Source organism: Stenotrophomonas sp. FW305-C-20-S1 (assembly GCF_058783335.1).
In genome coordinates this window covers 18,726-43,227 of the sequence record NZ_JBYTEK010000001.1, presented here as the reverse complement: position 1 = coordinate 43,227, position 24,502 = coordinate 18,726, and the positions used below count along the sequence as shown (strand labels likewise).

At 65.7% G+C, this 24,502-nt stretch carries 21 protein-coding genes; 14 read left to right on the top strand and 7 right to left on the bottom strand.

What is annotated here, in order from left to right; all coding sequences use genetic code 11:
* Positions 1-79: 79 nt before the first annotated feature.
* Both AC3WTC_RS00195 and AC3WTC_RS00190 read right to left on the bottom strand, forming a co-directional pair.
* Positions 80-2,020 (bottom strand): DUF3857 domain-containing protein, encoded by a 1,941-nt coding sequence (locus AC3WTC_RS00195; RefSeq protein ID WP_080148806.1) that lies wholly within the window; start codon positions 2,018-2,020, stop codon positions 80-82.
* 41 nt (positions 2,021-2,061) lie between these two features.
* On the bottom strand, positions 2,062-4,425 hold the full coding sequence (locus AC3WTC_RS00190) for a DNA translocase FtsK (RefSeq protein WP_033831062.1): 2,364 nt from the start codon (positions 4,423-4,425) through the stop codon (positions 2,062-2,064).
* A 232-nt stretch (positions 4,426-4,657) separates the two neighbouring features.
* On the opposite strand from AC3WTC_RS00190, the gene trxB reads away from it, so the two are divergent.
* Positions 4,658-5,629 carry a thioredoxin-disulfide reductase gene (gene trxB, locus AC3WTC_RS00185; protein WP_025877237.1) on the top strand — a complete coding sequence of 324 codons (972 nt, stop codon included), beginning with the start codon at positions 4,658-4,660 and terminating at the stop codon, positions 5,627-5,629.
* 111 nt (positions 5,630-5,740) lie between these two features.
* Here trxB and AC3WTC_RS00180 read toward each other — a convergent pair whose 3' ends face one another.
* Entirely contained in the window at positions 5,741-7,324 is a 1,584-nt protein-coding gene (locus tag AC3WTC_RS00180) for an N-acetylmuramoyl-L-alanine amidase family protein (protein ID WP_134832516.1), read from the bottom strand.
* A gap of 87 nt (positions 7,325-7,411) precedes the next feature.
* Between AC3WTC_RS00180 and AC3WTC_RS00175 the strand changes: the two genes are divergently transcribed.
* Positions 7,412-8,536: a GNAT family N-acetyltransferase gene (locus tag AC3WTC_RS00175; protein WP_492709936.1), complete on the top strand. Its 1,125-nt coding sequence runs from the start codon at positions 7,412-7,414 to the stop codon at positions 8,534-8,536.
* A 61-nt stretch (positions 8,537-8,597) separates the two neighbouring features.
* On the opposite strand, the gene AC3WTC_RS00170 is transcribed toward AC3WTC_RS00175, so the two are convergent.
* A complete protein-coding gene (locus tag AC3WTC_RS00170; RefSeq protein ID WP_492709934.1) occupies positions 8,598-9,866 on the bottom strand; it encodes a hypothetical protein in 1,269 nt (422 codons plus the stop codon).
* A gap of 71 nt (positions 9,867-9,937) precedes the next feature.
* On the opposite strand from AC3WTC_RS00170, the gene aat reads away from it, so the two are divergent.
* The 3 genes from aat (at position 9,938) to AC3WTC_RS00155 (ending at position 11,582) form a co-directional block, all read left to right on the top strand.
* Positions 9,938-10,678, top strand: a complete 741-nt coding sequence (gene aat, locus AC3WTC_RS00165) for a leucyl/phenylalanyl-tRNA--protein transferase (protein ID WP_492710240.1) — start codon at positions 9,938-9,940, stop codon at positions 10,676-10,678.
* An 86-nt stretch (positions 10,679-10,764) separates the two neighbouring features.
* Complete coding sequence (gene infA / locus AC3WTC_RS00160; protein WP_005409596.1) at positions 10,765-10,983, top strand: translation initiation factor IF-1; 219 nt, start codon at positions 10,765-10,767, stop codon at positions 10,981-10,983.
* A 203-nt stretch (positions 10,984-11,186) separates the two neighbouring features.
* The gene (locus tag AC3WTC_RS00155; RefSeq protein ID WP_025879129.1) at positions 11,187-11,582 is read left to right on the top strand and encodes a hypothetical protein; all 396 of its coding nucleotides are present in this window, start codon (positions 11,187-11,189) and stop codon (positions 11,580-11,582) included.
* A gap of 73 nt (positions 11,583-11,655) precedes the next feature.
* Here the strand turns inward: AC3WTC_RS00155 and clpA are convergent, their stop codons facing one another.
* Positions 11,656-13,938: an ATP-dependent Clp protease ATP-binding subunit ClpA gene (gene clpA / locus AC3WTC_RS00150; protein ID WP_032974818.1), complete on the bottom strand. Its 2,283-nt coding sequence runs from the start codon at positions 13,936-13,938 to the stop codon at positions 11,656-11,658.
* 137 nt (positions 13,939-14,075) lie between these two features.
* Between clpA and AC3WTC_RS00145 the strand changes: the two genes are divergently transcribed.
* Entirely contained in the window at positions 14,076-14,888 is an 813-nt protein-coding gene (locus AC3WTC_RS00145) for an APH(6) family putative aminoglycoside O-phosphotransferase (RefSeq protein ID WP_492709915.1), read from the top strand.
* A 46-nt stretch (positions 14,889-14,934) separates the two neighbouring features.
* On the opposite strand, the gene clpS is transcribed toward AC3WTC_RS00145, so the two are convergent.
* The gene (gene clpS / locus AC3WTC_RS00140; protein WP_025879127.1) at positions 14,935-15,261 is read right to left on the bottom strand and encodes an ATP-dependent Clp protease adapter ClpS; all 327 of its coding nucleotides are present in this window, start codon (positions 15,259-15,261) and stop codon (positions 14,935-14,937) included.
* 113 nt (positions 15,262-15,374) lie between these two features.
* Here clpS and AC3WTC_RS00135 point away from each other — a divergent pair, with 113 nt between their 5' ends.
* The 8 genes from AC3WTC_RS00135 (at position 15,375) to AC3WTC_RS00100 (ending at position 21,587) form a co-directional block, all read left to right on the top strand.
* The gene (locus AC3WTC_RS00135) at positions 15,375-15,863 is read left to right on the top strand and encodes a hypothetical protein (protein ID WP_025879126.1); all 489 of its coding nucleotides are present in this window, start codon (positions 15,375-15,377) and stop codon (positions 15,861-15,863) included.
* A 1-nt stretch (position 15,864) separates the two neighbouring features.
* Complete coding sequence (locus AC3WTC_RS00130; protein WP_492709913.1) at positions 15,865-16,326, top strand: NUDIX hydrolase; 462 nt, start codon at positions 15,865-15,867, stop codon at positions 16,324-16,326.
* Positions 16,323-17,465 (top strand): tRNA 2-thiouridine(34) synthase MnmA, encoded by a 1,143-nt coding sequence (gene mnmA, locus AC3WTC_RS00125; RefSeq protein WP_218789335.1) that lies wholly within the window; start codon positions 16,323-16,325, stop codon positions 17,463-17,465. The genes AC3WTC_RS00130 and mnmA overlap by 4 nt, the downstream gene beginning before the upstream one ends.
* Positions 17,462-18,076, top strand: coding sequence for a high frequency lysogenization protein HflD (hflD, locus tag AC3WTC_RS00120; protein WP_025879123.1), 615 nt, complete (start codon positions 17,462-17,464; stop codon positions 18,074-18,076). Before mnmA ends, hflD begins: the two co-directional genes overlap by 4 nt.
* A gap of 173 nt (positions 18,077-18,249) precedes the next feature.
* Complete coding sequence (locus AC3WTC_RS00115) at positions 18,250-19,440, top strand: methyl-accepting chemotaxis protein (RefSeq protein WP_025879122.1); 1,191 nt, start codon at positions 18,250-18,252, stop codon at positions 19,438-19,440.
* A 98-nt stretch (positions 19,441-19,538) separates the two neighbouring features.
* Positions 19,539-19,754, top strand: a complete 216-nt coding sequence (locus AC3WTC_RS00110; RefSeq protein WP_431602300.1) for a hypothetical protein — start codon at positions 19,539-19,541, stop codon at positions 19,752-19,754.
* 67 nt (positions 19,755-19,821) lie between these two features.
* The gene (locus tag AC3WTC_RS00105) at positions 19,822-20,349 is read left to right on the top strand and encodes a hypothetical protein (protein WP_025879120.1); all 528 of its coding nucleotides are present in this window, start codon (positions 19,822-19,824) and stop codon (positions 20,347-20,349) included.
* Positions 20,350-20,537: 188 nt separating this feature from the next.
* On the top strand, positions 20,538-21,587 hold the full coding sequence (locus AC3WTC_RS00100) for a GAD-like domain-containing protein (protein ID WP_492709910.1): 1,050 nt from the start codon (positions 20,538-20,540) through the stop codon (positions 21,585-21,587).
* A 137-nt stretch (positions 21,588-21,724) separates the two neighbouring features.
* Here AC3WTC_RS00100 and AC3WTC_RS00095 read toward each other — a convergent pair whose 3' ends face one another.
* The gene (locus AC3WTC_RS00095) at positions 21,725-24,484 is read right to left on the bottom strand and encodes a bifunctional diguanylate cyclase/phosphodiesterase (RefSeq protein ID WP_025879118.1); all 2,760 of its coding nucleotides are present in this window, start codon (positions 24,482-24,484) and stop codon (positions 21,725-21,727) included.
* Positions 24,485-24,502: the final 18 nt, after the last annotated feature.

Genomic DNA, 24,502 nt, shown 5'->3' with positions numbered 1-24,502 from the left:
GTTGGGTGCCAGTGTGCCCGGCGAAAGATGAATGGGCGATCAGGACGCCATTATGACGCCCTGATCGCTGATCGGCGATTCAGCCGCCAGCGGCCGGCAGCTTGCCGTACAGCACCTGGCCACGGAAGCCGCGGCGTACCTCGCGGAACAGTGCTCGGAACGCGGCATAGTCCTGCGGCTGGCACAGCGCCTCGGCGCCGCGCACCGCGTTCTGCTGCAGGCGGTGATGCACGGTCACTTCCTGGCCCTGCCGGCTCCAGTCGACCCGGTACTCGCCGGCCGCATTGGCAAACCGCTGGCTGCGCGGAATCGCGATGATCGGGGCATTGGCCGGGAACTGCAGGCGATAGGTTTCCTCGCGCAGGCTGGCATTGCAGTAGAACGGCGTCTCGTTGTCCGGCGCCGAGGCGCTGGCATACAGCCCGCGCACCGATTCACCACCGGGCGGATCGGGCACGGCCATGCCGCCGGCCACGTCGAAGTCCACGTAGTCCTCGGCCTGGAACGCCATGCGATAGCCAAACGGCCGGGTCAGGTCGACCGGCACACCCTGCAGCTGCAGCTGGCCGCGGCCATCGAAACCGGACGCGGCCATGATCGATTCTTCAGCGCGCGCCCGGTTCTGTGCATTGAGCTGGGCGAACTGCGCGCGCATGCCGATCTCGGCGTTGTCGCTCAGCTGCGGCACTGTCTCGCCACGCAGGTTGCCCTGCGCGTCGAAGGTGAAGCGCACATCCATCACCGTGGCGTTGCGCTGCGGATCATTGGCCGGCGTGCGTGCGAGGGTGGCATCGCGGGTGTGCAGCACCGGCGCGCCAAGGTCGCCATCGGGCAGCTGGCCGAAGCGCGCCCAGGCACTGGTCGAATCCAGGTACAGGTCGAACTCGGGCACGTAGGTGATGGCGTGGTTGAAGCGGCCCAGCAGCGGAATCTTCGGCAGCGTCGGGCCGCCACCGGCACCGATCAGCACCGGCGAACTGGTGATGCCCTTGGCCGCCAGCAGCGCCTCGAGGATCGTTACGTGGTCCTTGCAGTCGCCATAGTGGTTGTCGAGGATGCTCTGCGCACTGTTCGGCTCCAGGCCGCCATTGCCCAGGTACACCGCCACGTAGCGGATGTTCTGCGCCACCCAGCGGTACAGCGCATCGGCCTGCGCGCGACGGTCGCTGATGCCGGCGGTGACTTCATCAGCCAGCGCCTGGATCTCCGGGGTGACCTGTGCGGCCGGCCCTGCTTTGAGTTGATAGGCGCGGCCCATCTGCGCCCAGTCGCGATAGGTGCTGGCCATGATGTTCGGCCCGAACTCCCACACCGCCGCCGACCAGTTCTGCGCCTGCATCGGCTCGCGGCGCTGGTAGCGCCAGCGCCATTGCGCCTGGCCGTTCTTCACCACCGGTCGGTCACTGCCCTGCACGCCACGGCTGTCCACGAACATGGGCAGATTGGCCGGCGCGCTGAGGGTCACTTCGGCATCGTCGTACTGGGTGAACACATTGAAGGTTTCCCACAGGCCGAAGTAGCCCGGGAAATAGGGCGTCAGCTGGGTCCGGCGCACCTGGTAGAACAGCCGCGTGCCCGGCGCCAGGTTCGGGAACACGATCACCCGCACCTTGCGGTCGGCATACATCGCCGCCGAGGCACTGGAATAGCTTTCCTGGGTGTAGATGCGATCGGCCGGCACTTCGCGGCGCTGGCCGTCGGCGGTCAGCGTATAGGCGTTGACCACATCCAGCGTCTCCATCTTCTCGCTGTAGCTCAACCGCACCTGGCTGAACTGCTCCACCGCTGCCTTGGTCTTGAGCAGGATTTCGTAGGTTTCAGTCTGCACGTTGCCGGCATCGGCGCGCACCTGGTAGTCGGCGCGATAACGTACAAAGCTGAAGTTGTTGCTGGCCTCGGCATCGCTGCCGGTGGACGGTGGCGCGACTGCGGGTACAGCCGTCGCGGCGGCGTCGGCCAGCGCCGGGCCGGCTGCCAGAAGGCAGGCCAGCGCCAGCGCGCAGGAAACGGGTTGAAGCATGCGTCGGTTCCTTGGACGTCGGGAATGCGGCAGGGCTTGGCTTACTTCGGCGGGGGCGGTGCCAGCACCGTGCGGTCGCCGTTGTGCTCGGGCGGACTGACCACACCGGCCGCTTCCATGGCCTCGATCAGTCGCGCCGCGCGGTTGTAGCCGATCTTCAGGCGACGCTGCACACCGGAAATCGACGCGCGGCGGGTCTCGGTGACCACGCGCAGCGCTTCGTCGTACAGCGGGTCGGACTCATCGCCGCCGCCGGAACTGGTCTCCGGCAGGCCGGTCGCACCGACCACCACGCCATCGCCCATCGTCTGTACTTCGTCCAGCACGCCGTCGACATAGTCCGCCGGCCCCATTGCCTTGAGGTGCTCGACCACGCGATGCACTTCCTCATCGGACACGAAGGCGCCGTGCACACGCTCGGGCATCGCCGTGCCCGGCGGCAGGTACAGCATGTCGCCGTGACCGAGCAGCGTCTCGGCGCCGGACTGGTCGAGGATGGTGCGCGAATCGATCTTCGAGCTGACCTGAAAGGCGATGCGGGTTGGAATGTTGGCCTTGATCAGGCCGGTGATGACATCCACCGACGGGCGCTGGGTGGCCAGGATCAGGTGGATGCCGGCCGCACGCGCCTTCTGCGCCAGTCGCGCGATCAGTTCTTCGACCTTCTTGCCGACGATCATCATCATGTCGGCGAATTCGTCGATGAAGATGACGATGAACGGCAGCGTCTCCAGCGGGCGCGGCGCCTCGCCCAGCTCCGGGTTCGGCTTGAACAGCGGGTCCATCATCGGCTGGCCGGCGTCCTGGGCGTCCTTCACCTTCTTGTTGAAGCCGGCCAGGTTGCGCACGCCCACCGCGCTCATCAGCTTGTAGCGGCGCTCCATCTCGGCCACGCACCAGCGCAGGCCGTTGGCGGCCTCCTTCATGTCGGTGACCACCGGCGCCAGCAGATGCGGAATGCCCTGGTAGACGCTCAGTTCGAGCATCTTCGGGTCGATCATCAGCATCCGCAGGTCTTTCGGCGACGCCTTGAACAGCAGGCTCAGCACCATCGCGTTGACCGCCACCGACTTGCCCGAACCGGTGGTGCCGGCCACCAGCAGGTGCGGCATGCGCGCCAGGTCGGCCACGGTCGAGCGACCGGCGATGTCCTTGCCCAGCGCGAGGGTCAGCGAACTGGCCGACTTGTCGTACTCCTTCGAGCGCAGCAGCTCGGACAGGTAGATCATCTCGCGGGTGACGTTGGGGATTTCCAGGCCGATCACCGACTTGCCCGGGATCACATCGACCACACGCACCGACTTGACCGACAGGCCGCGGGCGATGTCCTTGTCCAGCGAACTGATCTGGCTGACCTTGATGCCCGGCGCCGGCTCGATCTCGAAGCGGGTGATGACCGGACCGGGATTGGCGCCGACCACCTGTGCATCGATGCGGAAGTCCTTGAGCTTGAACTCGATCTGCCGCGACAGCGCGTCCAGGGTGTCCTTGTCATAGCCCACGGGCTGCGGCTTGGGATCATCCAGCAGGGCCAGCGGCGGCAGGTCCGAGCCGTCGCCATTGACGCCACGGAACATCGGGATCTGGTTGTCGCGCTTGGCCCGGTCGCTCTTTTCGATCACCGGCTCCGGGCGCGGCTCGATCTTCACCGGCTCGCGCTTGGCACGCACTTCGGCATCGGCCTTGCGCACTTCCTGGCGTTCCTCGCGCAGGACGCGGGTCTGCTGCCATTCGGTGGCCTGCTCCTTCTTGCGCTCCAGCAACGGTGCCAGCGACATCACGCCGCGACCGATCTTCTCCATCACCACGAACCAGGACAGGCCCGTGGCCAGGGTGATCGAGGCCAGCAGCAGCACCAGCACGAACAGGTTTGCCCCCAGCGCACCAAAGCCCACGCTGAGCGAATTGCCGACCAGCTTGCCGAGAATGCCGCCTGCATGGGACACGTCGCCACTGAACAGGCGCACGTGCAGGAAACCGGTGCCGGCGATCAGGAAGCCGACCAGGCCGACCAGCCGCAACGCGGGGTCCAGATCGTTCTCGCCCTTGCTCTCACGTTTGAGGCCGAACATTGCGATCCAGGCCAGCGCGCCCAGCACCACCGGCAGCAGGAAGGCGATGTAGCCGAACAGCTGCAGCAGCACGTCGGCGATCCACGCGCCCGCGCGGCCGCCCATGTTGTGTACCGGCGCAACCACGCTGCCGGTGTGTGACCAGCCCGGGTCCGTCGCTGAATAGGTGAAAAGGCTGGCAGCCAGATACAGCAGCGCCGGCGCGATGGCGATCAGACCCAGGTCGCGCCACAGGCGCTGACGGCGTGGGTTGTCGGTCGTGGCCGCTGCCGCCGAGCGACGCGATGCCTTTTTGTCGTCGGACTTGGAGCGTTCGGGGACCTGCTTCGCCACCTTAGACCATACCTTTGGAATGCGCTGTTAGTGTTTGATAATAAACGAGACGGCGTCAGTTTTCAGTTATCCGTTGCCGCACAAGCGAGGACGGGGCCTGAAACCGCCCGTGGATGGCGCTGTTCTGTTCATCGGCTTGAATCGCCCTGCCCCAGCCGCCACTCTATGACCAGCCAAGGATGCTGTGCAAACATCGCCGCGCCTTGTCCCATCTACCTTTTCGCGAGTCTACATGAGCACCAGCCTGCCCTCCCGCCACCAGCGTCTTGTCATCCTCGGTTCCGGCCCGGCCGGCTGGACCGCTGCCGTCTACGCTGCCCGCGCCAACCTGAAGCCGGTCGTCATCACCGGCCTGCAGCAGGGTGGCCAGCTGATGACCACCACCGAAGTGGACAACTGGCCGGGTGACGCCCATGGCCTGATGGGCCCGGACCTGATGGCGCGCATGCAGGCGCACGCAGAGCGCTTCGAGACCGAGGTCATCTTCGACCACATCCATACCGCGGACCTGTCTCAGCGCCCGTTCAAGCTGATCGGCGACAGTCACGAATACACCTGTGACGCCCTGATCATCTCCACCGGCGCGACCGCCAAGTACCTGGGCATCCCGACCGAAGACGAGTTCAAGGGCCGCGGCGTCTCCGCCTGCGCCACCTGCGACGGCTTCTTCTACCGTGACCAGGACGTGGTCGTGGTCGGCGGCGGCAACACCGCCGTGGAAGAAGCGCTGTACCTGTCCAACATCGCCCGCAAGGTCTACCTGGTCCACCGCCGCGACACCCTGAAGGCGGAAAAGATCATGCAGGACAAGCTGTTCGCCAAGGTTGAAGCCGGCAAGATCGAAACCGTCTGGCACCATCAGGTGGAGGAAGTGCTGGGCAACGAGGCCGGCGTGACCGGTGTGCGCGTGAAGTCGACCCTGGACGGCAGCACCCGCGACATCGACGCGCACGGCTTCTTCGTGGCCATCGGCCACCACCCGAACACCCAGCTGTTCGACGGCCAGCTGACCATGAACAACGGCTACCTGGAAATCCGTTCGGGCTTGGGCGGCAACGCCACCCAGACCTCGGTGGAAGGCGTGTTCGCCGCCGGCGACGTGGCCGACCAGCACTATCGCCAGGCGATCACCTCGGCCGGCTTCGGTTGCATGGCCGCACTGGACGCAGAGCGTTACCTGGATGCACAGGGCAAGGCCAGCTGAGGCTGGCCCGGCACTGGGGAGTCGAGCTGCGCTCGGCTCGGGACGGGCGCGAAAGCGCCCGTTTTTTTGGGGGCTATTTACCCGCCTCTGTAGGGAACACCAAACCGACGCTCAGACCTGCACACACGAGTGCTGGAATACGACAGGCGGTGTTGCGACACCATCCGCATCCCGGAGCACAACGCTCCAGCGGGCGACCCCTGGGTTGGATCCTTTGCACGTCAGTTCTGCCCTGATCGGCTTGGTGGGATCTTCGAACAGCGTTCTGGTTGGCGTGCACGCGCCGGGTTTAGAACATGATGCGGAGGTGAACTCGATGGTGACCGGATACTGAGGGTTGCCCTGATGGCCAAGCTCGATCTCCCTGGCTGACTGTGTGGGAATCTCAACATCTGCGATGGGCGCCAACGTCAGTGGCTCGCAGGACTTTCCGGTAGCCCACAAGCGATAGCCCTTCTCAACACCCTTCATGGCAGCAGACCGGAAGACCGGGTCCTGCAGTGCGGCAACATCCTCCGGATTGGAGTGATAGGCCGTCTCGACGATCACCGACGGCATCGTGCCAATGCGGTTCTCACCGTGGCCTTCAGCAACCGATTCGGCTCGGACAGGAAAACTCTCGTACCCGGGCTGCGCATGGATCACCTCTCTCATGCCGCACAGGATGCTGTCACCCAGCGCCTTGTCCTCTGGCTTGGTCCGATGATGATAGACCTCGGCACCGCGAACGCCGGGGGCGGGGTTTCCGTTTGTGTGCAGGCTCAGCATTACGTCGACGCCAAGGTGATTGGCGTAGTTGGGACGAGCACGGATGTCCTCCTTCACCTCCCGATCACTGCTGGGACTATTTGGAAGCTCATTCCATATGTCGGCACGTTCAGGGAAGAGCGCCTTCAAGTGATATCTGGAGGACATCTGTTCCCAAGGGTGGCCAGACTCCGGATGCGAGTCTTTAGAACGACTGCGAGCGCGATGCACCACCAATCCACTTCGCTGCTCCAGCAAATCCTGCAGTTCGTCGCCGTATGTAGGGCTCAATACGTCCTCCTGCAGGCCGAGCGGAGCAGGGCGCTGGAATTCCCACGCCCTACTGGGATGCAAGGCAATATATCCATGACTCGATGAAACCAGAGCCTGCGTGTGCGCGGATCGGGATTTCGCCGCTCTCGGCATAGGGCGATCTTCTGGAAAATGCGCCTCTATTGGCTTGCCCTGAAAAAGGAACTCCACATCCAGAATTTCCAAGCCCGCCTGATCCGAGTAGTGCCGAAGATCAGCGGCCAATGGGATGAGGAAAAGTTCTCCATAGTTCTGTTCATCGCCCGGAAGGTATCCGGGGCCGAAGTCGACGACCATCCTGCGTTTTTGCGGATCGACTGCCACACTCACAGTCACTTGCCGCAGCCTGCCCTCCTCTTGCAGATGGCGCGTCAACTGGGCGCCAATCTCGCGCTCAAGCAGCGCCAACAGCTCGGCATAGGTGCCCGGGTCTTCCGCTGCCCTTGAGGCCTCGGCTCTAGAAGCCAACACTGGTGACACAAGGAACAGGCTGCACGCGACTACGGCAGTTGCAAGCTTCAATCCCTTCATTATTGATTTCTCCATGTGGTGGGATACACGCCGCTCATGCAGCGCCCCGCCACCCTGCCCAGCCGTGCGCCAGCGATTCCGCATCAGGCGCACACCGATGGACATTTCAAACTTCCCTCATCCCCAACCAGAACAAACCAACCCAGCCCCGCCAACACCGTTCGTGATCCACCTGGCCTATCCTTGCCAACCATGCCCACCGCCCGCTTCCTCGACTCCCTGCAGTCCGTTCCCGCCACCGCCTGGGACGCCCTGCACGATGGCCGCAATCCATTCGTCAGCCACGCCTTCCTGTCCGGCCTGGAAACCTACGGTTGCCTGCGCGAGGACTGGGGCTGGCAGCCGCAGCACTTCACCCTGTGGGACGGTGATGCCCTGGTCGGCGCCGTTCCCGGCTACCTGAAGACCAATTCCCACGGTGAGTTCGTGTTCGACCACGCCTGGGCCAATGCCTATGCGCGGCACGGACGCGACTACTACCCGAAGTGGCTCGGCGCGGTGCCGTACTCGCCGGTGACCGGCCCACGCCTACTGGCCCGCGACGATGCGCAGCGCACCGCCCTGCTGACGGCACTGCGCGAACAGTTGCCCGCGCTGGATGTGTCATCAGCACACATCAACTTCCACACAGCGGCTGACGAAACAGTCTTCGATGACGACTGGCTGCTGCGCGAGGACATCCAGTTCCAGTGGCAGAACCCGGGTGACTGGGTGACGTTCGAAGAGTTCCTGGGCGCGATGGACCACAAACACCGCAAGAACATCCGCCAGGAGCGCGCCAAGGTCGGCCGCCAGGGCATCAGCTTCCGGGTGGTGCATGGCGATGAGGCCACCCGCGCCGATCTGCAGGCGATGTACCGCTTCTACCTTCAGACGTTCCTGGAATACGGCAACGCGCCAGCGCTGACCGAAGCGTTCCTGCGCCATCTGGCGGTTTCACTGGGGCGCGGGCTGGTGCTGTTTCTGGCCGAACAGGACGGCGAACCGATTGCCGGCGCGTTGTGCCTGCGCGGTGGCGACACGCTGTACGGCCGCTACTGGGGCGGTGCCACCCTGCCCGGCCTGCACTTCGAGGCCTGCTACTACCAGGGCATCGAGTACTGCCTGCGCGAGGGCGTAGCCCGCTTCGAACCGGGTGCGCAGGGCGAGCACAAGCTGGCACGTGGCTTCCTGCCCACCATCGTGCGCAGCCGGCACTGGGTAGCCGACGCGGACTTCGCCGAGGCACTGCAGGACTGGTGCCGACAGGAGCGACGCGATGTGCGGCGCTACCAGCAGGAGCTGCAGGGGCATGGCCCTTTCCGCGCGGAACCGTAGCGTCGGAGAAGCGTGCCAACCAAGGTTGGCATCTACCACGGCAATGGCGGGGATGCTGCGCTCAGGTGCACTGCCAGAAGTGCCCGCTCACCCGGCACTTCGCGCACCAGAAGCTGTACAGCATGCCGCCACTACCCCACAGCAACATGCCTTCATTGGTAGTCGGCAACGTTGAGTCCAGCTGCATCACGAAAGGCATCTGCTCGCCGCAATCGATGCACGCCGGGTAGTGCGCGCTCTGCACCCAGCTCGGTGCGCCACCCACCCGCGACAGGTTCTGCCGGTGATTGGACTGGCCCCAGTCCTGCTGCTGCCAGCGATGGCTGTCCATCGCGGCAAGACCCACTTCGGCCTGCAGCAGGTCGCCGCTGTCGGTGGGATTGATCGGCACCTGGCAGTGCTGGCTGGGGTGGCAGCGCGGCATGCCTTGTGCATCGTGCCGATAGAAACGCACGGGCGGGTCTTCCCAGCCACAGCAGTCCAAGCACAGCCCGAGCGTGACCTCACCCTCCGCGTCCGGCTGCAGCGCCGCAGCATCGGACTGCAGCAGACGCTGCAGCGGCGCATGACAGCTGCCGCACAAGGCATCGAGCAGCCCGCCCACGCGCCCGGCGTGAAGCACCTGGCCGCCATTCCAGGTGGGATGCAGCCGCCAGATCCGCTTGCGCCAGGCAGGCTCTTCGGCCACCTGTGCACGATGCTGTTCGCGCCCGAAGCGCAGGTGCAGCGGTTGCCGGCCATGCAGATGGCGCAGACGCGGGCCATCGGCCAAGCCCGCCCAGTGCGCCCAGACCTCGGCATCCAGGTCGCTCCAGTCGGCCAGGTAGCCACGGGCGGCGGCATGGGTCTCCGGCTGGGTGGCCAGCAGCATTGCCTTGGCCCGCTCCAGTTCGCGATCGTCGTCTGCCTCGGTCAACCGATGCGCCCAGTCAGTCGCAACCGACGGCGGCAATGCCTGCCAGACCTGCGAGGCCAGCTGGATGTGATCCTCAATGGCGACCTCCAGCAGCGCCTCCCAATCGTCGTGCAGCGTGTGCGGCGCCTGGTAGCTAGCAAACTCCAGCACGCTGGTCAGCAGCTCGCCGCGCTCGCCGTCACGATAGCGCCGCCAGGCGTCAATACAGACCGGGGCGACAGCCTCGTCCGGCAGCAGATCCAAGGCGGTGTCGAGGAAGGTGGAGCTGGGCGAGCGGCGGTCCAGCGCCCGCAGCAGCAGCGCGCCAAGCTGGGGACGGTCTTCGCTGGCCAGGGTCAACAGCATGGCCAGGCTGTCATTGCGTGTGCGCGGCGCATCGTGCGCATCGAGGATGGCGGTGATCGGATCGCTCATGCGGGGCTCCTTGCCGGTAGTGCGTGATGGTGCCAGACATCGCCCATCGCCACGACGAATACAATGCCGGCATGACCCGTCAGTTGCCTTGGCGCCTGGCCGATGCGCCGGATGCCCCCTTCCCGCCGGCCGAGACAGCGCTGCGCCAACCCGATGGCCTGCTTGCGGTGGGCGGCGACCTGCATCCGCTGCGCCTGCTCAATGCCTATGCCGGCGGCATCTTTCCGTGGTTCAGTGAAGGCGAGCCGATCCTGTGGTGGTCGCCGGACCCGCGCATGGTGTTCCGTACCGACGGCGTGCGCCTGAGCAGCAGGTTCCGCCGGCAGCTGCGCGGCAACTGCTGGGAAGTGACCGCCGATACCGCCTTCAGCCAGGTGATGCGTGCCTGCGCCAGCGCGCCCCGCCCCGGCCAGGACGGCACCTGGATCAGCCCGGCGATGGTGGATGCCTACAGCCAGCTGCACGACCTGGGTTTCGCACATTCCTTCGAGGTGTGGGATCGGCAGACGCTGGTCGGCGGCATCTATGGCGTGGCCATCGGCACGATGTTCTTTGGTGAAAGCATGTTCAGTGGCGAAAGTGGCGGCTCCAAGGTGGCGCTGGCCGCACTGGCACGCACGCTTCACGGCTGGGGTTGGCCACTGATCGATGCGCAGGTGGAAAATCCGCATCTGCTGCGCATGGGCGCCGAGCACCTGCCGCGTGCGCCGTTTCTGCAGCAGGTCCGCAGCGCGGTACAGGCGCCGGGCCGGGAAGGCGCCTGGACCCGGCTCGTCGGGCGCGTGCCGGCAGCGGATTTTGCCGGGGAATAACACAATCTTTGCAAGCTGGGCGTTTGACGCGTAAAATGCTGCGCCTTAGGCCCAGCGTGGCCGTTTTCTGAACCGCACAGGACTACATGTCGAAAGACGATTCCATCGAGTTCGAGGGCACCGTCAGCGAGACGCTGCCGAACACCACTTTCCGCGTTCGTCTGGAAAATGGGCACGAAATCATCGCCCACATCTCCGGCCGCATGCGCAAGAACTACATCCGCATCCTCACCGGTGACCGGGTCAAGGTTGAAATGACCCCGTACGACCTGACCAAGGGTCGTATCACCTACCGAATGAAGTAAGCGGCTGGCGCGTTGCGCCACCTCGACAAGGCCAGCCCTGGACGCTGGCCTTTTGTCATGCCTGCAATCCGGCCCTGCCGGACGGCACCCTGACCGAATGCACCGTGACATCGGTCAGCCATGCTTGCGGCAGATTCGCATTCGCAGCGGCGGCGTCATCGTGGCATCCGATCCAGTCCGGATCGCCATCCCCTGCCCCTGCCATGAACGTGACTTCCCTGCCCGCTGGCTTCGCCGCCCTGGTATTCAGCACTGCCGCCCTGATCGCACCCGCCGCCCAGGCCGCCGACACGCCGTCGGCAAGCGCCGGTGACAGCTGCATTGCCTTGAGCGAAGACCAACAGATCGTCCGCGCCGGCGCCGATCGCGATGTGCTGCTGCGCAATGGTGACCAGCACTACCGCGTGGTGTTCAAAGCCTCCTGCAACGGCGCCGTGACCTCGCGGCGGCTGGCCTTTGAAACCCAGGGCGAAAGCAACCAGCTCTGCGCCGGCTCACGCAGCGTACTGAAGACCGACCGCGCCAGCTGCACGGTCGAGCGGATCGAACCCCTCGAAGCTGCCACCTTCCAGCGCATGGCCCGCCAGCGCAGCCGCTGAGGAGCTGACACGACAAGGGCGGCCTGCGCCGCCCTGTCGTTGCTTCCGTTGCCGGGCGCTGCCCGGCACATCCTTACTCCACCGTGGCCGGCAACAGCCGTTCCGGCTCGGCCTGCGCCTCGACCACCAGCTCGTCGTTGCGCACGTCGATGCTGACCTTGCCACCGTTGACCAGCTTGCCGAACAGCAGTTCGTCGGCCAGCGGGCGCTTCACCTTGTCCTGCAGCACCCGCGCCATCGGGCGGGCGCCCATCAGCGGGTCGAAACCGTGGTGGGCCAGCCAGTCACGCGCAGTCGGTGTGGCCGACAGGCTGACGTGCTTCTCCTGCAGCAGCATCTCCAGTTCGATCAGGAACTTGTCCACCACGCGCAGGATGTGTTCGAAGCCCAGCGGCTGGAACTGCACCACCGCATCGAGGCGGTTGCGGAATTCCGGGGTGAACGCACGACGGATGGTCTCCATCGCATCGGTGGCGTGGTCCTGCTTGGTGAAACCGATCGAGCGCCGCGAGGCCTGCGCCGCGCCGGCGTTGGTCGTCATCACCAGCACCACGTTCTTGAAGTTGGCTTCGCGGCCGTTGGTGTCGGTCAGCACGCCGCGGTCCATCACCTGCAACAGGATGTTGAAGATGTCCGGGTGCGCCTTCTCGATTTCATCCAGCAGCAGCACGCAGTGCGGCGTCTTGACGATCTTCTCGGTCAGCAGGCCACCCTGGTCGAAGCCGACGTAGCCCGGGGGCGCACCGATCAGGCGGCTGATCGAATGCGGCTCCATGTATTCGGACATGTCGAAACGGACCAGTTCGATGCCCAGCTGCAGCGCCAGCTGCTTGGTCACCTCGGTCTTGCCGACACCGGTGGGGCCGGCGAACAGGAAGTTGCCGATCGGCTTTTCCGGATTGCCCAGGCCCGAGCGTGCCAGCTTGATGGCCGACGCCAGGGTGCCGATGGCAGGATCCTGGCCGAAGATCACCATCTTCAGGTTGCGCTCCAGGTGCTGCAGCACATCCTTGTCGGTGGCGCTGACCTGCTTGGCCGGGATGCGCGCCATCTTGGCGACGATGGCCTCGACTTCCTCGACGTCGATCAACTCCTTGCGCTGGCCTTCCGGCATCAGGCGCTGGCGGGCACCGGCCTCATCGATCACGTCGATGGCCTTGTCCGGCAGCAGGCGATCGGCGATGTGCTTGACCGACAGGTCGACGGCGGCCTGCAGCGCTTCATCGGCGTAGGTGACGCCGTGGTGGGCTTCGTACTTCGACTTCAGGCCCTGCAGGATCTCGTAGGTTTCGCCCACGGTCGGCTCGACGATGTCGATCTTCTGGAAGCGACGGGCCAGCGCCCGGTCCTTCTCGAAGATGCCGCGGTATTCCTGGAAGGTGGTCGAGCCGATGCAGCGCAGCTCGCCCGACGCCAGCGCCGGCTTGATCAGGTTGGAGGCGTCCATGGTGCCGCCCGACGCCGAACCGGCGCCGATGATGGTATGGATCTCGTCGATGAACAGCACCGCATTGGGCACCTTCTTCAACGCGGTCAGCACGCCCTTCAGGCGCTTTTCGAAGTCGCCACGGTATTTGGTACCGGCCACCAGCGCGCCGAGATCGAGCGAATAGATGACCGCATCGGCCAGCACGTCCGGCACCGAACCCTCAACGATGCGTCGGGCCAGGCCCTCGGCAATCGCGGTCTTGCCGACGCCGGCCTCGCCCACGTACAGCGGGTTGTTCTTGCGGCGGCGGCACAGGACCTGGATGGTGCGCTCGATCTCGTCGGCACGGCCGACCAGCGGGTCGATGCGACCGGCACGGGCCTGCTCGTTGAGGTTGCTGGCGAACTCGGTCAGGGCATCGCCCTTGGGCTCGCCTTCGCCCCCTTCCATGCGGCCCTCACCCTCGGAGGAGGACGGCTGCTCGCCTTCCTCGCCCAGCTTGGCGATGCCGTGGGACAGGTAATTGACCACATCCAGCCGGGTGACATCCTGCTGGTTGAGGTAATAGACCGCGTGGGAGTCCTTCTCGCCGAAGATGGCGACCAGCACGTTGGCGCCGGTGACCTCCTTCTTGCCGGAGGACTGCACGTGGTACACGGCCCGCTGCAGCACGCGCTGGAAGCCCAGCGTGGGCTGGGTATCGCGGCCGTCATCTTCGGCCAGGCGGGACACGGAGGCCTCGATGGCCTGCTCCAGCTCCTGGCGCAGGCGGTCGGCGTCGGCGCCACAAGCCTTCAGTACGGCCTGGGCGGACGGGTTGTCGAGCAGTGCCAACAGCAGGTGTTCGACCGTCATGAACTCATGTCGGGCCTCACGGGCGCGCTTGTAGCACTGGCCGATGGTGTGTTCGAGGTCTTTGCTGAACATGGATTACTCCGGCGGCAGTTGGAGACAATATGCGGCCTGACTACACGATTTCCATCACCCTAGCGGATTGCGACGTTCAGATGGCGTTAGCACTACCAAACGCTTGATCATCGTTCACTCCAGGACAGCCCACCCACATGAGCGAACCCTACCTGAGCCGCTGGCGATTGCGACGTGATGGTCCTTCGATCCGTACCCCCCATGCCCGGCTCTGGCCGGTGCTGACCGCCTCTGGCGAGGCGGCCATGTTGAAGGTGAGCACGGAGACAGAGGAACAGAACGGCCATCGCCTGCTGCGCTGGTGGAACGGCGACGGTGCCGCACGCCTGCTGGCCCACGAGGGGCCGGCGATCCTGATCGAACGGGCGCACGGCGATTCGCTGCGGCAACGCTCGATCAAGGGCGAGGACGACGCCTGCACCATGATCCTGTGCCAGGTCCTGCAGCGGCTGCACCGGCCACGGAGCGCGCCACCAGAAGATCTGGTCTGCCTGCGTAGATGGTTCGCCGATCTGCTGCAACCAAGGGCACCGCTGCCGCCATTGCTGGAACAGTGCAGATCGCTGGCGATGGCACTGCTGGAGGACGAGCAGGAGATCCGGCCCCTGCATGGCGACCTGCACCACGACAACGTGCTGGATTTCGGCGCGCGGGGCTGGCTGGCGATCGACCCGAAGCGGTTGCTGGGCGACCGCGCGTTCGACTACACCACGATGTTCAGCAACCCGGACCTGTGCGGGCCGGGCATCCATGTGGCAACACGGCCCGAGCGCTTCCACGCCCGGGTGGAACAGGTCTGCCGGCTGGCCGATCTCGAGCGCACGCGGCTGCTGCGCTGGATCGCGGCCAGTGCCGGCCTGTCAGCGGTGTGGTTCAGGGATGATGGCGACCCGGCCGACATCGATGAGGCGGTGGCCATGATGGCCCTGCAGGCGCTGGCGGAGGCGTGACTCGAACCTGGCAGGTGCCCACCTTGGTGGGCACGCCGTGCCAGGATCAGGCCTTCTCCATCGTGCACAGCAGCGGGTGCTGGTTCATCCGCGCGTACTCGTTGACCTGGGCCACCTTGGTTTCGGCCACTTCGCGGGTGAACACACCGCAGACGCCACGGCCACGGGTGTGGACGTGCAGCATCACCTGGGTGGCCTTGTCCAGATCCATGTTGAAGAACTGCTGCAGGACATCCACGACGAAATCCATCGGGGAGTAGTCGTCATTGAGCAGCATGACCTGATAGAAGGGCGGCGGCGCCACTTCCGGGCGCGCGGGCTCCACGGCAACGCCGTGCTCGTGGTGGGAATCGGGGGCGGACTCGCGAGGCATCTGCCGATTATAAGGGGTGCGACGGCCTTGCGTAGGCCCCGCGTGGAATGGACGGCACGGGCGCCCGCCGTCACAATTGCACCTTCCCACACACTTGGTTTCACAGGATCTTCATGAAAAGGACCCTTCTCTCCGCCCTGTTGATCGCCCTGGCTGCCGCGGGCACCGCTGGCGCTGCGACCACCACTGACAGCACGAAGGCCGACAAGGCCGTTGCCCGTCACCTGGAAAAGCTGGGTTACACCTACGAGGTCGATGAAGACGGCGATTACCAGATGGTGTTCGATGTCGAAGGCGATCGCACCCAGATCGTCTATGTGCGCTCGTCGGTGGAAGACTTCGGTACCCACAACATCCGCGAGATCTGGTCGCCGGGCTACACCTCGCAGACCAAGCAGTTCCCGGTGGCCGTGGCCAACCGCCTGCTGGAAGATTCGCAGGACGCCAAGATGGGCGGCTGGGTGAAGCAGGAGTCGACCGCGATGTTCGTGGTGAAGATCGATGCCGACGCCACCTCCGACCAGCTCAGCGACGCCATCGATGCGGCCATCCGCACCGCCGACGCGATGGAGCTGGAGCTGACCAAGAAGGACGATCTCTGAGTTGAACACCTCGCCGGACCCGCGCTGGGCACCGCATGCAACCGTCGCCACCGTGGTGGTCGACGGCGGCAGGGTGCTGCTGGTGGAAGAAACCATCGAGGGCCGGCAGGTGCTGAACCAGCCGGCCGGGCATCTGGAGCCGGGTGAAAGCCTGGCCGAGGCCGCCCTGCGCGAGACCGTCGAGGAAACCGGCTGGACGGTGGAACTGACCGCCTTCATCGGCTGCTACCAGTGGACCGCCGGTGACAGCACCCCGTTCCTGCGCTTCTGTTATGCCGCGCGCCCGGTCTCGCACGACCCCGCGCGGCCGCTGGATGCCGGCATCGATCGGGCGCTGTGGATGACCCCGGCCGAACTGCAGGCCGCCGCCGGACGCCAGCGCAGCCCGCTGGTCTGGCAGGTGCTGGCCGACTACCTGGCCGGCCAGCGCTATCCGCTTGCACTGGTCCGGGAGGTCGCATGAGCAGCCCACGGGTGATGGTTGGCGTGTCTGGCGGCGTGGATTCTTCCGTGGCTGCCTGGCGCCTGGTGCAGCAGGGCGAGGCCGTGGCCGGTCTGTTCATGCAGAACTGGGCCGACGACGGCAGCGGTGACTGCCGCGCCGAGGACGACCGCCGCGACGCGGTAGCGGTCTGCGGACTGCTGGGCATTCCGTTCCATTTCCGCGATTTCTCCAACGAATACTGGCAGGGCGTGTTCGAGCACTTCCTGGCCGAATACGCCGCCGGCCGCACGCCCAACCCGGACGTGCTGTGCAACCGCGAAGTGAAGTTCAAGCACTTCCTTGATGCGGCCCGCGAACTGGGTGCCGAGCGGATCGCCACCGGCCATTACGCGCGCATTGCCCAGCGCGGCCATCAGTGGCTGCTGCTGCGTGGCGCCGACCGTTCCAAGGACCAGAGCTACTTCCTGCACCAGCTTGGGCAGGAGCAGCTGGCGGCCACCCTGTTCCCGATTGGTGACTTGGAAAAGAGCGACCTGCGCCGGATTGCCCGCGACGTCAGCCTGCCGACCCACGCCAAGAAGGATTCCACCGGCATCTGCTTCATCGGCGAGCGCGATTTCCGTGAGTTCCTTGGACGCTACCTGCCGGCCAAGGCCGGGCAGATCCTCGATCCCAGCGATGGCAGCGTGATCGCCGAACATCCGGGCGTCTTCTATTTCACCCTGGGCCAGCGCGAAGGCCTGAACATCGGCGGCGTGCGCGGCCGCCCTGCCGCGCCCTGGTATGTGGTCGGCAAGGACGTGGCAAGCAACGTGCTGTACGTGGACCAGGACCGTGACAGCCCGTGGATGCTGTCCAACCGGCTGCGCTCGGAGACCGCGCACTGGATTGCCGGCGCACCACCGACACGGCGTTTTGAATGCACCGCGCAGACCCGCTACCGCCAGCCCGATGAGCCGTGCACCGTGGACGTGCTGGACGACGGCAGCGTGCAGGTCACCTTCGCCCGGCCGCAGCGTGCAGTCACCCCCGGGCAATCCCTGGTGCTGTATGACGGTGAGGTCTGCCTGGGTGGCGCGGTGATCGCCGCCACCGACGCGCCGCTGGAACAGCGCCTGCGCACCACCCCTTCTCCTTTTGAGGTAATCGCTGCATGAGTTTCACTGTCGACGACCGCGTTCTGGCTTTGGCCGGCATTGCCCAGGCCCTGCAGCAGGTACGCCGTATCGCCGATACCGGCCACTCCGACGCCGCTGCCGTGCGCACTGCCGTGGACAGCGTGTTCCGCATCGATGCGTCCTCGCCGCAGGCGGTTTTTGGCGATCGGCACGCCCTGAAATCCGGCCTGCGCCTGCTGCACAATTATTTCCGCAGCCAGGGCCAGGACCCGATCCTGCCCAAGCTGGCCCTGTCGGTACTGCAGCTGGAGCGCCGCTTCGTGCAGGACGGCGCCACCGTGAACAAGGTCGCCTCGGGTATCGAGCGCGCCCAGCGCCAGGCCACCGAGCTGGGTGACAGCGGCCACCCCGATGTGCTGGCCGCGCTGGGCGGCCTGTATGCAGACACCATCAGCCACCTCAAGCCGCGGGTCATGGTGCAGGGCAACCCGCATTACCTGGGCCAGGCCGGCGTGGTGGCCGAGATCCGCGCGCTGCTGCTGGCCGCCGTGCGCGCCGCCGTACTGTGGCGGCAGCTGGGTGGCAGCTACTGGGACTTCCTGCTCAGCCGCAAGGCGATGGTCGAGGCCGTGGACCGGCAGCTGGCCTGAGGGCGGGGAGCCCGCCGGGCATGGCCCGGCGCTGGCGACCGAGCACCCGAGGGTAGCGCCGGGCCATGCCCGGCGGACGGCGCCAGAAATCCGGCGCATTCAGTGAGCACATCGACGTTAAAGAGAAAGGGGGTACGGCCGATACATCCTCCGTGCACCTCCCGAGAACGTCCATGTACTCACGCATTTTCATCCGTCTGGCCGCCCCCCTGGCTCTGACCCTGCTGCTCCCCTTCGCCATCGGTTTCGAATGGCCGGTCGCCCTGCGTTGGGCGATCCTGACCACGATGACGCTGAGCTGGCTCGGCTTTGCGTGGTGGACCGCCCGCGCTCAGGCGCACCGTTCCCCGGAACATGCCCGTGTCCTGCGTGAGCAGGACCAGCTGCTGACCGAACTGCGCAACTTCGTCGGCAACGAGATCGACGGTTCGCGTGGTGAAGTGGAACGCGCCCGCGACCTGATCCGTCAGGCCGTCTCCAGCCTCGGCGGCAGCTTCGATGCCATGAACCGCAAGTCGCGCCAGCAGAGCCAGGCCCTGTCACGCATCGTCGACCGCGCTGGTGACGAAGGCGGCGCCGGCCTCGACGTTGCCCGTTTCGCCCAGCACGCCAGCCACCGCATGGAACAGCTGGTGGAAGCGCTGGAGCAGGTCAGCGGCCAGAGCAGCACCACCGTGCAGCACATCGACCAGATGGCGCAGCACCTGGATGGCATCTTCGCGCTGCTGGAAGACGTCAAGTCGATTGCCGACCAGACCAACCTGCTGGCCCTGAACGCTGCCATCGAAGCTGCGCGTGCCGGTGAAGCCGGTCGTGGTTTCGCCGTGGTTGCCGACGAGGTCCGCAACCTGTCCGAGCGTTCGACCACCTTCAACGAGCAGATCCGCAAGCTGGCGCACAGCTCCAAGGATGCCATCGCCAAGGTCCGCGAGACGGTTTCGCACATGGCCTCGCGCGATATGGACCGCTCCCGTGAAGCGCGCCAGGAAGCGGCGGCGATGCTGGACAACGTGGCGCAGATCAACGCTTCGCTGGGTGACGGCATGCGCGAAGTGTCCGACTGCGCGCGCTCGATCGATGGCAGCGTGGCCGAAGCCGTGCGCGCCCTGCAGTTCGAGGACATCGCCACCCAGGCCCTGGGCGGCGTGCATACCCACCTGGACCGCCTGACCGCGATCAATCGCGAAGCGGTGGCCCTGCAGGAACTGCTGCATCGCAATGGCGGCGTGTTCGACGAAGAAATCGCCTCTGCCCTGCAGCGCACCGGCAACCGCCTGCGCGAACTCCGCAGCGAATGGGAGCGCCCGCCGCACAAGCCGGTTGCCCAGCAGAGCATGGGCGCCGGTACGGTCGAGCTGTTCTGATCCTGATGTCCGCTGCCCCGTCCGGCAGCGTGCGAGGCCCCGGTTCTGCCGGGGCCTTTGCGTGTGACCCGCCTTTGGATGCATCCTGCAAGCGCACCATGACCCTGATCCGCGCCCTGCCCCCGATCAACGAGAACGAGCGCCCGCGCAATGCGGGTGTACGTGAGCAGCTGCGCCAGCTGGAAGAGGTGGCCCGCGAAGAATTCCAGGAGCTGCAGAAGCTGGCCGACGCCCGCCCTGCCCCGTCGGCAGCCGGCGATGACGTGCTGGGCCTGGCGTGGGACCTGGGGTTGGATGGCAGTGCCTTGAAGTAGATCCACGCCATGCGTGGATGCAACTGCCCACGTGGCATGATGCCCCGGTCCCGTTCATGGAAGACCGATGGCCATCGCCCTGATCGCATTGCTGCTGATCGAACTCCTGCTGCTGGCCCTCTGGGCGCCGTTCTTCTTCCGCACCGGCATCGCGCTGTTCAACCAGCGCATCGCCGCTACGCCGGCAGAGCTGGCGCAGCTTTCACTGGCCGGTCTGGAGCATGACCTGCCGCCCGATACCTGGCTTTGCCTGGTGTTCCGCGCGCTGCCGGACGGCAGTATCGCCTTTCGCGAGAGCTTCGTGCCGAGCGTTGGCCGTCGCTACTTTCCGCTGATGCGCGGGCGGGTGATGATCGATGCACGGCGCAGGGAGGTGCGGGTGATCGGGCTGTGCAGCTGGTTCGCGCTGGGCCTGACACTGATGCTGGTGCCGGTCATCCTCGTCCGACCAGCTGCGTGGCCGATGCTGGTGGCCCTGGTGCTGTTCTACATAGGCTATTTCATCCAGCGCCGACGCTATGTAGAGGTGGTCGAAGCGGTACGCGCACGACTTCGCTCCGAATTTCCGAAGCGCTTGGTTGCCGCGCCGCAGTAGATCCACGCCATGCGTGGATGGATCCACCAGAGCCATACAGTTTCGGATTGTTTGCATGGACCTCGGCCAATCCGCCATTCATCGTGACAGGCCGATTCCGGCTCTGATCAGACTGCCGCCCGATGTCCAGCACAGCCCTCTGCCTTTCAGTTGCCTTGCAGCTTCCGGCACCCCCTCACCCATTGACCATGGATCCCGATTCACTCGAGGCGCTTCAGCAGGCCCTGCAGACATTTGGAGAGTTCCAACAGCCCTACTCCGCTCCGATCGATCCGTACGATCCTGACGCAGGCGTGATCGACGCAGCGGTCGAGGTGGCCGCGGGGTGCCTGCACGACGGTCCGCCAGCCATCATCCTTGACGATGATGCCGATGAGGCACTGCAGCGCTATCTGGTGCTGGAGGAGTCGTGGCACGGCCTTCCAGCGGGCGCCTTGTTGCTTGTCTCAGGAAGCAAAGCAACCGCCATTCCATCCCACGAATCGACCCCGCAGCTTGCACACGCCGAGGCGATGCTGACGTTCCTTGGCTATCTGTCAATCGGCTTCGACGGAAATGCGCTGGCCGCCCCAGGCATGGGAGCGCAACCAGCGGGCATTGAATCCGACGCGTTCATGCAGAGCTTCACTGTGAGCTCCAAAGGCGAGGCGGTTCCCGAGGCAACACTTGCGGCATGGGAAGGCGTCTTGCCTGACCTGCTGCTGGCGCTGTGGCGACGCGACGGGTTCGCACGCTATCGCGACGACAGGCTCGTCATGGTCGATCCCCACCTGTATGCGGGGGTTGTCGAAACTTACCTGCAGGGCAATCCGCTGCAGCACGCCGATACATTTCACGCCTACGCAGTGACCGCTTTCGGCCAGATTCTGTTGTGTGGGCAGAATACCGCCGTGCAGATCAGCATCGACCCGCACGGCGCACAGGTTTCGGCGGACTCGGATGTACCGGGCCCCGCCGATGCGGCGGAACGCTACTGGAAACTGGCGTTCCTGCTGGACGTCTTGGATGGGCCTTATCTTGACGTCACCGACGAAGAGGAGCGGCCCTTGCATGCACATGCACTCGATTCCCTGGGGCCTCTGGCTCCGAACGAGATTTACAGTTTCTCGCCCGCGGTTGTCGAAGGCGGCTGGGAGGCAGCGCACCTGGTCAAGCGGGATCGTCTCGCTGAACTGAAATCACTTGCCGAGCAGGCAGCAGCGAGGCGGTCCTTCCGGCCCGATGCTGAATACAGGTAAATCCGCGCTGTGCATAGCTGATCGCGATCTCAGGCATCCGTGCCGACCAACGGTCGGCACCCACCAAAGCTTGCCCAAGGTCGGCACCCACCAAGGCCGGCCCAGAAGTAGATCCACGCCATGCGTGGATGAGTACGTCAGCGCGCCAGCATCACTTCGCTGGCGGCATCGGTGCGGCCTGGTGCAAGGTGCTGCTGGCGCAGCCACTGCGCCAGGTCGCGCGGTGTGAGCGGGCGCGAGTACAGGTAGCCCTGGATCTCGTCGCAGCCCTGGCGGCGCAGCATGTCTTCTTCCTGGTGCGTTTCCACGCCCTCGGCAACCACCTTCATGCCCAGTGCGTGGCCAAGATGGACGATGGCCTGGGTCACCTCGGCGGTGCCCGAGTCGTGCAGCATGCCCTGCACGAAGCTGCGGTCGATCTTCAGGCGGCCGACCGGGAAACGGTTGAGGTAGTTGAGGTTGGAGAAGCCGGTACCGAAGTCGTCCACCGCCAGCGGCACGCCGTGCCGTTCCAGCACATCGAAGCAGTGGCGCAGGATGTCGGTGTCACGGATCAACGCCGATTCGGTCAGCTCCAGCTCCAGCCGCTGCGGCGGCCAGCCATGCGCGTGGCAGATCTCGATCACGCGCTCGGCAAAGCCACGATCACGCAACTGCACCGCCGACACGTTTACGGCGATGCGCTCGAAATGCAGGCCGGCACGATCCCACGCGGCTGCCTGGCGACAGGCTTCGGACAATACCCAGTCGCCGATGCGGACGATTTCGCCGCACTTTTCGGCGATCGGAATGAATTCTGCCGGGCTGCAGTAGCCGATGCCCGGGCGATGCCAGCGCAGCAACGCCTCGATTGCGGGGGGCTCGCCGTGATGGGCGTGCAGCAGTGGCTGGTAGGCCAGGCTGAACTCGTCGCGTTCGATGGCGCCGTGCAGGCCGTGCTCGATCTCCAGCCGGCGCTGGATCCGCGCCAGCGCGTCCTGGCTGTAATACTGATAGGTATTGCGACCAGCTTCCTTGGCCGCGTACATCGCCGCGTCGGCAGCGCGCAGCAGCGAATCGAAGTCGGTCTGGCTCTCGCCGAGCATGGCGATGCCCACGCTGGCGCCCACTTTCAAGGTGGTGTCACCACGGCGCAGCGGCTCGGCCAGCGAATTGATCAACTTGCGCGCCACGTGCCCGGCATCTTCCGGTTCGGCCAGGTCGCGCAGCACCACGATGAACTCGTCGCCGCTGAAGCGGCCGAACAGGTCGTTGTTGCGCAGGTTCTGGTGCAGCCGGGTTGCGGCGGCCTTCAGCAGCGCATCGCCGGTGGCGTGGCCGAAGCTGTCGTTGATGTTCTTGAAGCCGTCCAGGTCGATGAACAGCATCGCCAGCGAGGTGCCGCGATCGCGCGCCTCCTCGATGGCTTCGGAGGTCTGCTCGCCCAGCAGCACCCGGTTGGGCAGTCCGGTCAGCAGATCGTAGTGGGCAAGCAGTTCAATCCGCTCGTTTGCTTCGCGCTCGCGGGTGATGTCACGGAACAGGACCACAAAGCGCGGCGGCAGGCCATCACGACGGTCCAGTTCGATCAGCACCTGCACCCATACGCGCAACCCCGACTGGCGGTAGAAGCACAGATCCAGCTGCTCCGGCAGGCCGCCACCGGCGATGCGCCCCAGCGCGGCTTCAAACGCCGCGCGCGAATCCTCGGCATACAACGCGAGCGCCTGGTCGAGGGTGATCGGTTCCTTGCGCAGGCCGTGGATGCGATAGCACTCCTCGGTCCATTGCATGTTGCGCGTCGCCACTTCGATCTCGCAACCACCGATGCGACCCAGCGCGGACACGCGGTTGAGCAGTTCGGTACGCCAGCGGATGAGGGCATCGGTCTGATGCTGTTCGGTGATGTTCTGCACCTGCCCCAGCAGGCGCTTGGGCTGCCCGTCCATGTCCAGCAACGGTTGCATCCACAACCGCAGATGCTGCGAGGGTTCGTTGCCGCGGGTCAGTTCCAGTTCGAGGTTGGCGGCCCGGCCATCGCGCCACAGGCGGCGCCAGGCCGCACGCAGTGCACCACGTGAGCGCGGGTGCAGCTGCTTGAGCCAGCGTCGCTGCCCCGGGATGCTGTCCTGCCGCAGTGCCAGCAGCGAGCGCAATTCCGGCGACCACCAGAATTGCCGGCTGTGCGGATCGAACGACCAGCTGCCCATGCTGGCGATGCGCTGGGCTTCGCGCAGATGAAGTTGTTGCTCCTGCAGCAGGGCTTCCAGTTGCTTCTGCTGCTCGATGTCGGTATGGGTGCCGACCATGCGCAGCGGCTGGCCGTCGGCGGTACGGGCCACCACCCGGCCGCGGTCCAGCACCCATCGCCACTGGCCATCGGCCTGGCGGAAGCGGAACTGGGCGCTGTACTGCTCACTGTCACCGTGCAGGTGTTCATCCAGCGCGGCGCGCACCTGGGTGATGTCGTCGGCGTGCACGCGCGCCAGGATCTGCGTGGCCGTTTCCTCACCCAGTGCGGGCGTGCGCGCTACCCGGTCGCTGGGGATGTCCCAGTCCCACAGGCTGTGGCCGGCGCTGTCCAGTGCAAGTTCCCAGCGACCGCCACCATCAACCGGCACCGGCTCGGGCACGCTGAGGGTGAAGGCGAGCAGGTTGCCGCTGCCGTCATGCACCGCGCGCAGGTGACCATCGTAGTGGCCGCGCGGGCCGCCCGGCAGCGTGCAGGCGACGATGCCACCGTCGGCGGCCAGCAGGCGCAGGTCTTCCAGCATCGGCGCGTAGGCGGCCACCGTGGCCGGCAGGCCATGCTCGCGCGCAGCCGGATTGGCCGCGAGCGGGCGCCCGCTGCGGTCGACGATGACCAGCGCCGAGGCGAGCGGATGCTGCAGCAGGCTGGCGATGATCCCTTGGTCCACGCGATCTTGCTCCGGATG

What these genes read in the sequence shown, in the direction of transcription:
- AC3WTC_RS00195 (WP_080148806.1), bottom strand. Translation starts at nt 2,020, where the DNA reads ATGCTTCAACCCGTTTCCTGCGCGCTGGCGCTGGCCTGCCTTCTGGCA.
- trxB (WP_025877237.1), top strand. Translation starts at nt 4,658, where the DNA reads ATGAGCACCAGCCTGCCCTCCCGCCACCAGCGTCTTGTCATCCTCGGT.
- AC3WTC_RS00180 (WP_134832516.1), bottom strand. Translation starts at nt 7,324, where the DNA reads ATGTCCATCGGTGTGCGCCTGATGCGGAATCGCTGGCGCACGGCTGGG.
- AC3WTC_RS00175 (WP_492709936.1), top strand. Translation starts at nt 7,412, where the DNA reads ATGCCCACCGCCCGCTTCCTCGACTCCCTGCAGTCCGTTCCCGCCACC.
- AC3WTC_RS00170 (WP_492709934.1), bottom strand. Translation starts at nt 9,866, where the DNA reads ATGAGCGATCCGATCACCGCCATCCTCGATGCGCACGATGCGCCGCGC.
- aat (WP_492710240.1), top strand. Translation starts at nt 9,938, where the DNA reads ATGACCCGTCAGTTGCCTTGGCGCCTGGCCGATGCGCCGGATGCCCCC.
- infA (WP_005409596.1), top strand. Translation starts at nt 10,765, where the DNA reads ATGTCGAAAGACGATTCCATCGAGTTCGAGGGCACCGTCAGCGAGACG.
- AC3WTC_RS00155 (WP_025879129.1), top strand. Translation starts at nt 11,187, where the DNA reads ATGAACGTGACTTCCCTGCCCGCTGGCTTCGCCGCCCTGGTATTCAGC.
- clpA (WP_032974818.1), bottom strand. Translation starts at nt 13,938, where the DNA reads ATGTTCAGCAAAGACCTCGAACACACCATCGGCCAGTGCTACAAGCGC.
- AC3WTC_RS00145 (WP_492709915.1), top strand. Translation starts at nt 14,076, where the DNA reads ATGAGCGAACCCTACCTGAGCCGCTGGCGATTGCGACGTGATGGTCCT.
- clpS (WP_025879127.1), bottom strand. Translation starts at nt 15,261, where the DNA reads ATGCCTCGCGAGTCCGCCCCCGATTCCCACCACGAGCACGGCGTTGCC.
- AC3WTC_RS00135 (WP_025879126.1), top strand. Translation starts at nt 15,375, where the DNA reads ATGAAAAGGACCCTTCTCTCCGCCCTGTTGATCGCCCTGGCTGCCGCG.
- mnmA (WP_218789335.1), top strand. Translation starts at nt 16,323, where the DNA reads ATGAGCAGCCCACGGGTGATGGTTGGCGTGTCTGGCGGCGTGGATTCT.
- hflD (WP_025879123.1), top strand. Translation starts at nt 17,462, where the DNA reads ATGAGTTTCACTGTCGACGACCGCGTTCTGGCTTTGGCCGGCATTGCC.
- AC3WTC_RS00115 (WP_025879122.1), top strand. Translation starts at nt 18,250, where the DNA reads ATGTACTCACGCATTTTCATCCGTCTGGCCGCCCCCCTGGCTCTGACC.
- AC3WTC_RS00110 (WP_431602300.1), top strand. Translation starts at nt 19,539, where the DNA reads ATGACCCTGATCCGCGCCCTGCCCCCGATCAACGAGAACGAGCGCCCG.
- AC3WTC_RS00105 (WP_025879120.1), top strand. Translation starts at nt 19,822, where the DNA reads ATGGCCATCGCCCTGATCGCATTGCTGCTGATCGAACTCCTGCTGCTG.
- AC3WTC_RS00100 (WP_492709910.1), top strand. Translation starts at nt 20,538, where the DNA reads ATGGATCCCGATTCACTCGAGGCGCTTCAGCAGGCCCTGCAGACATTT.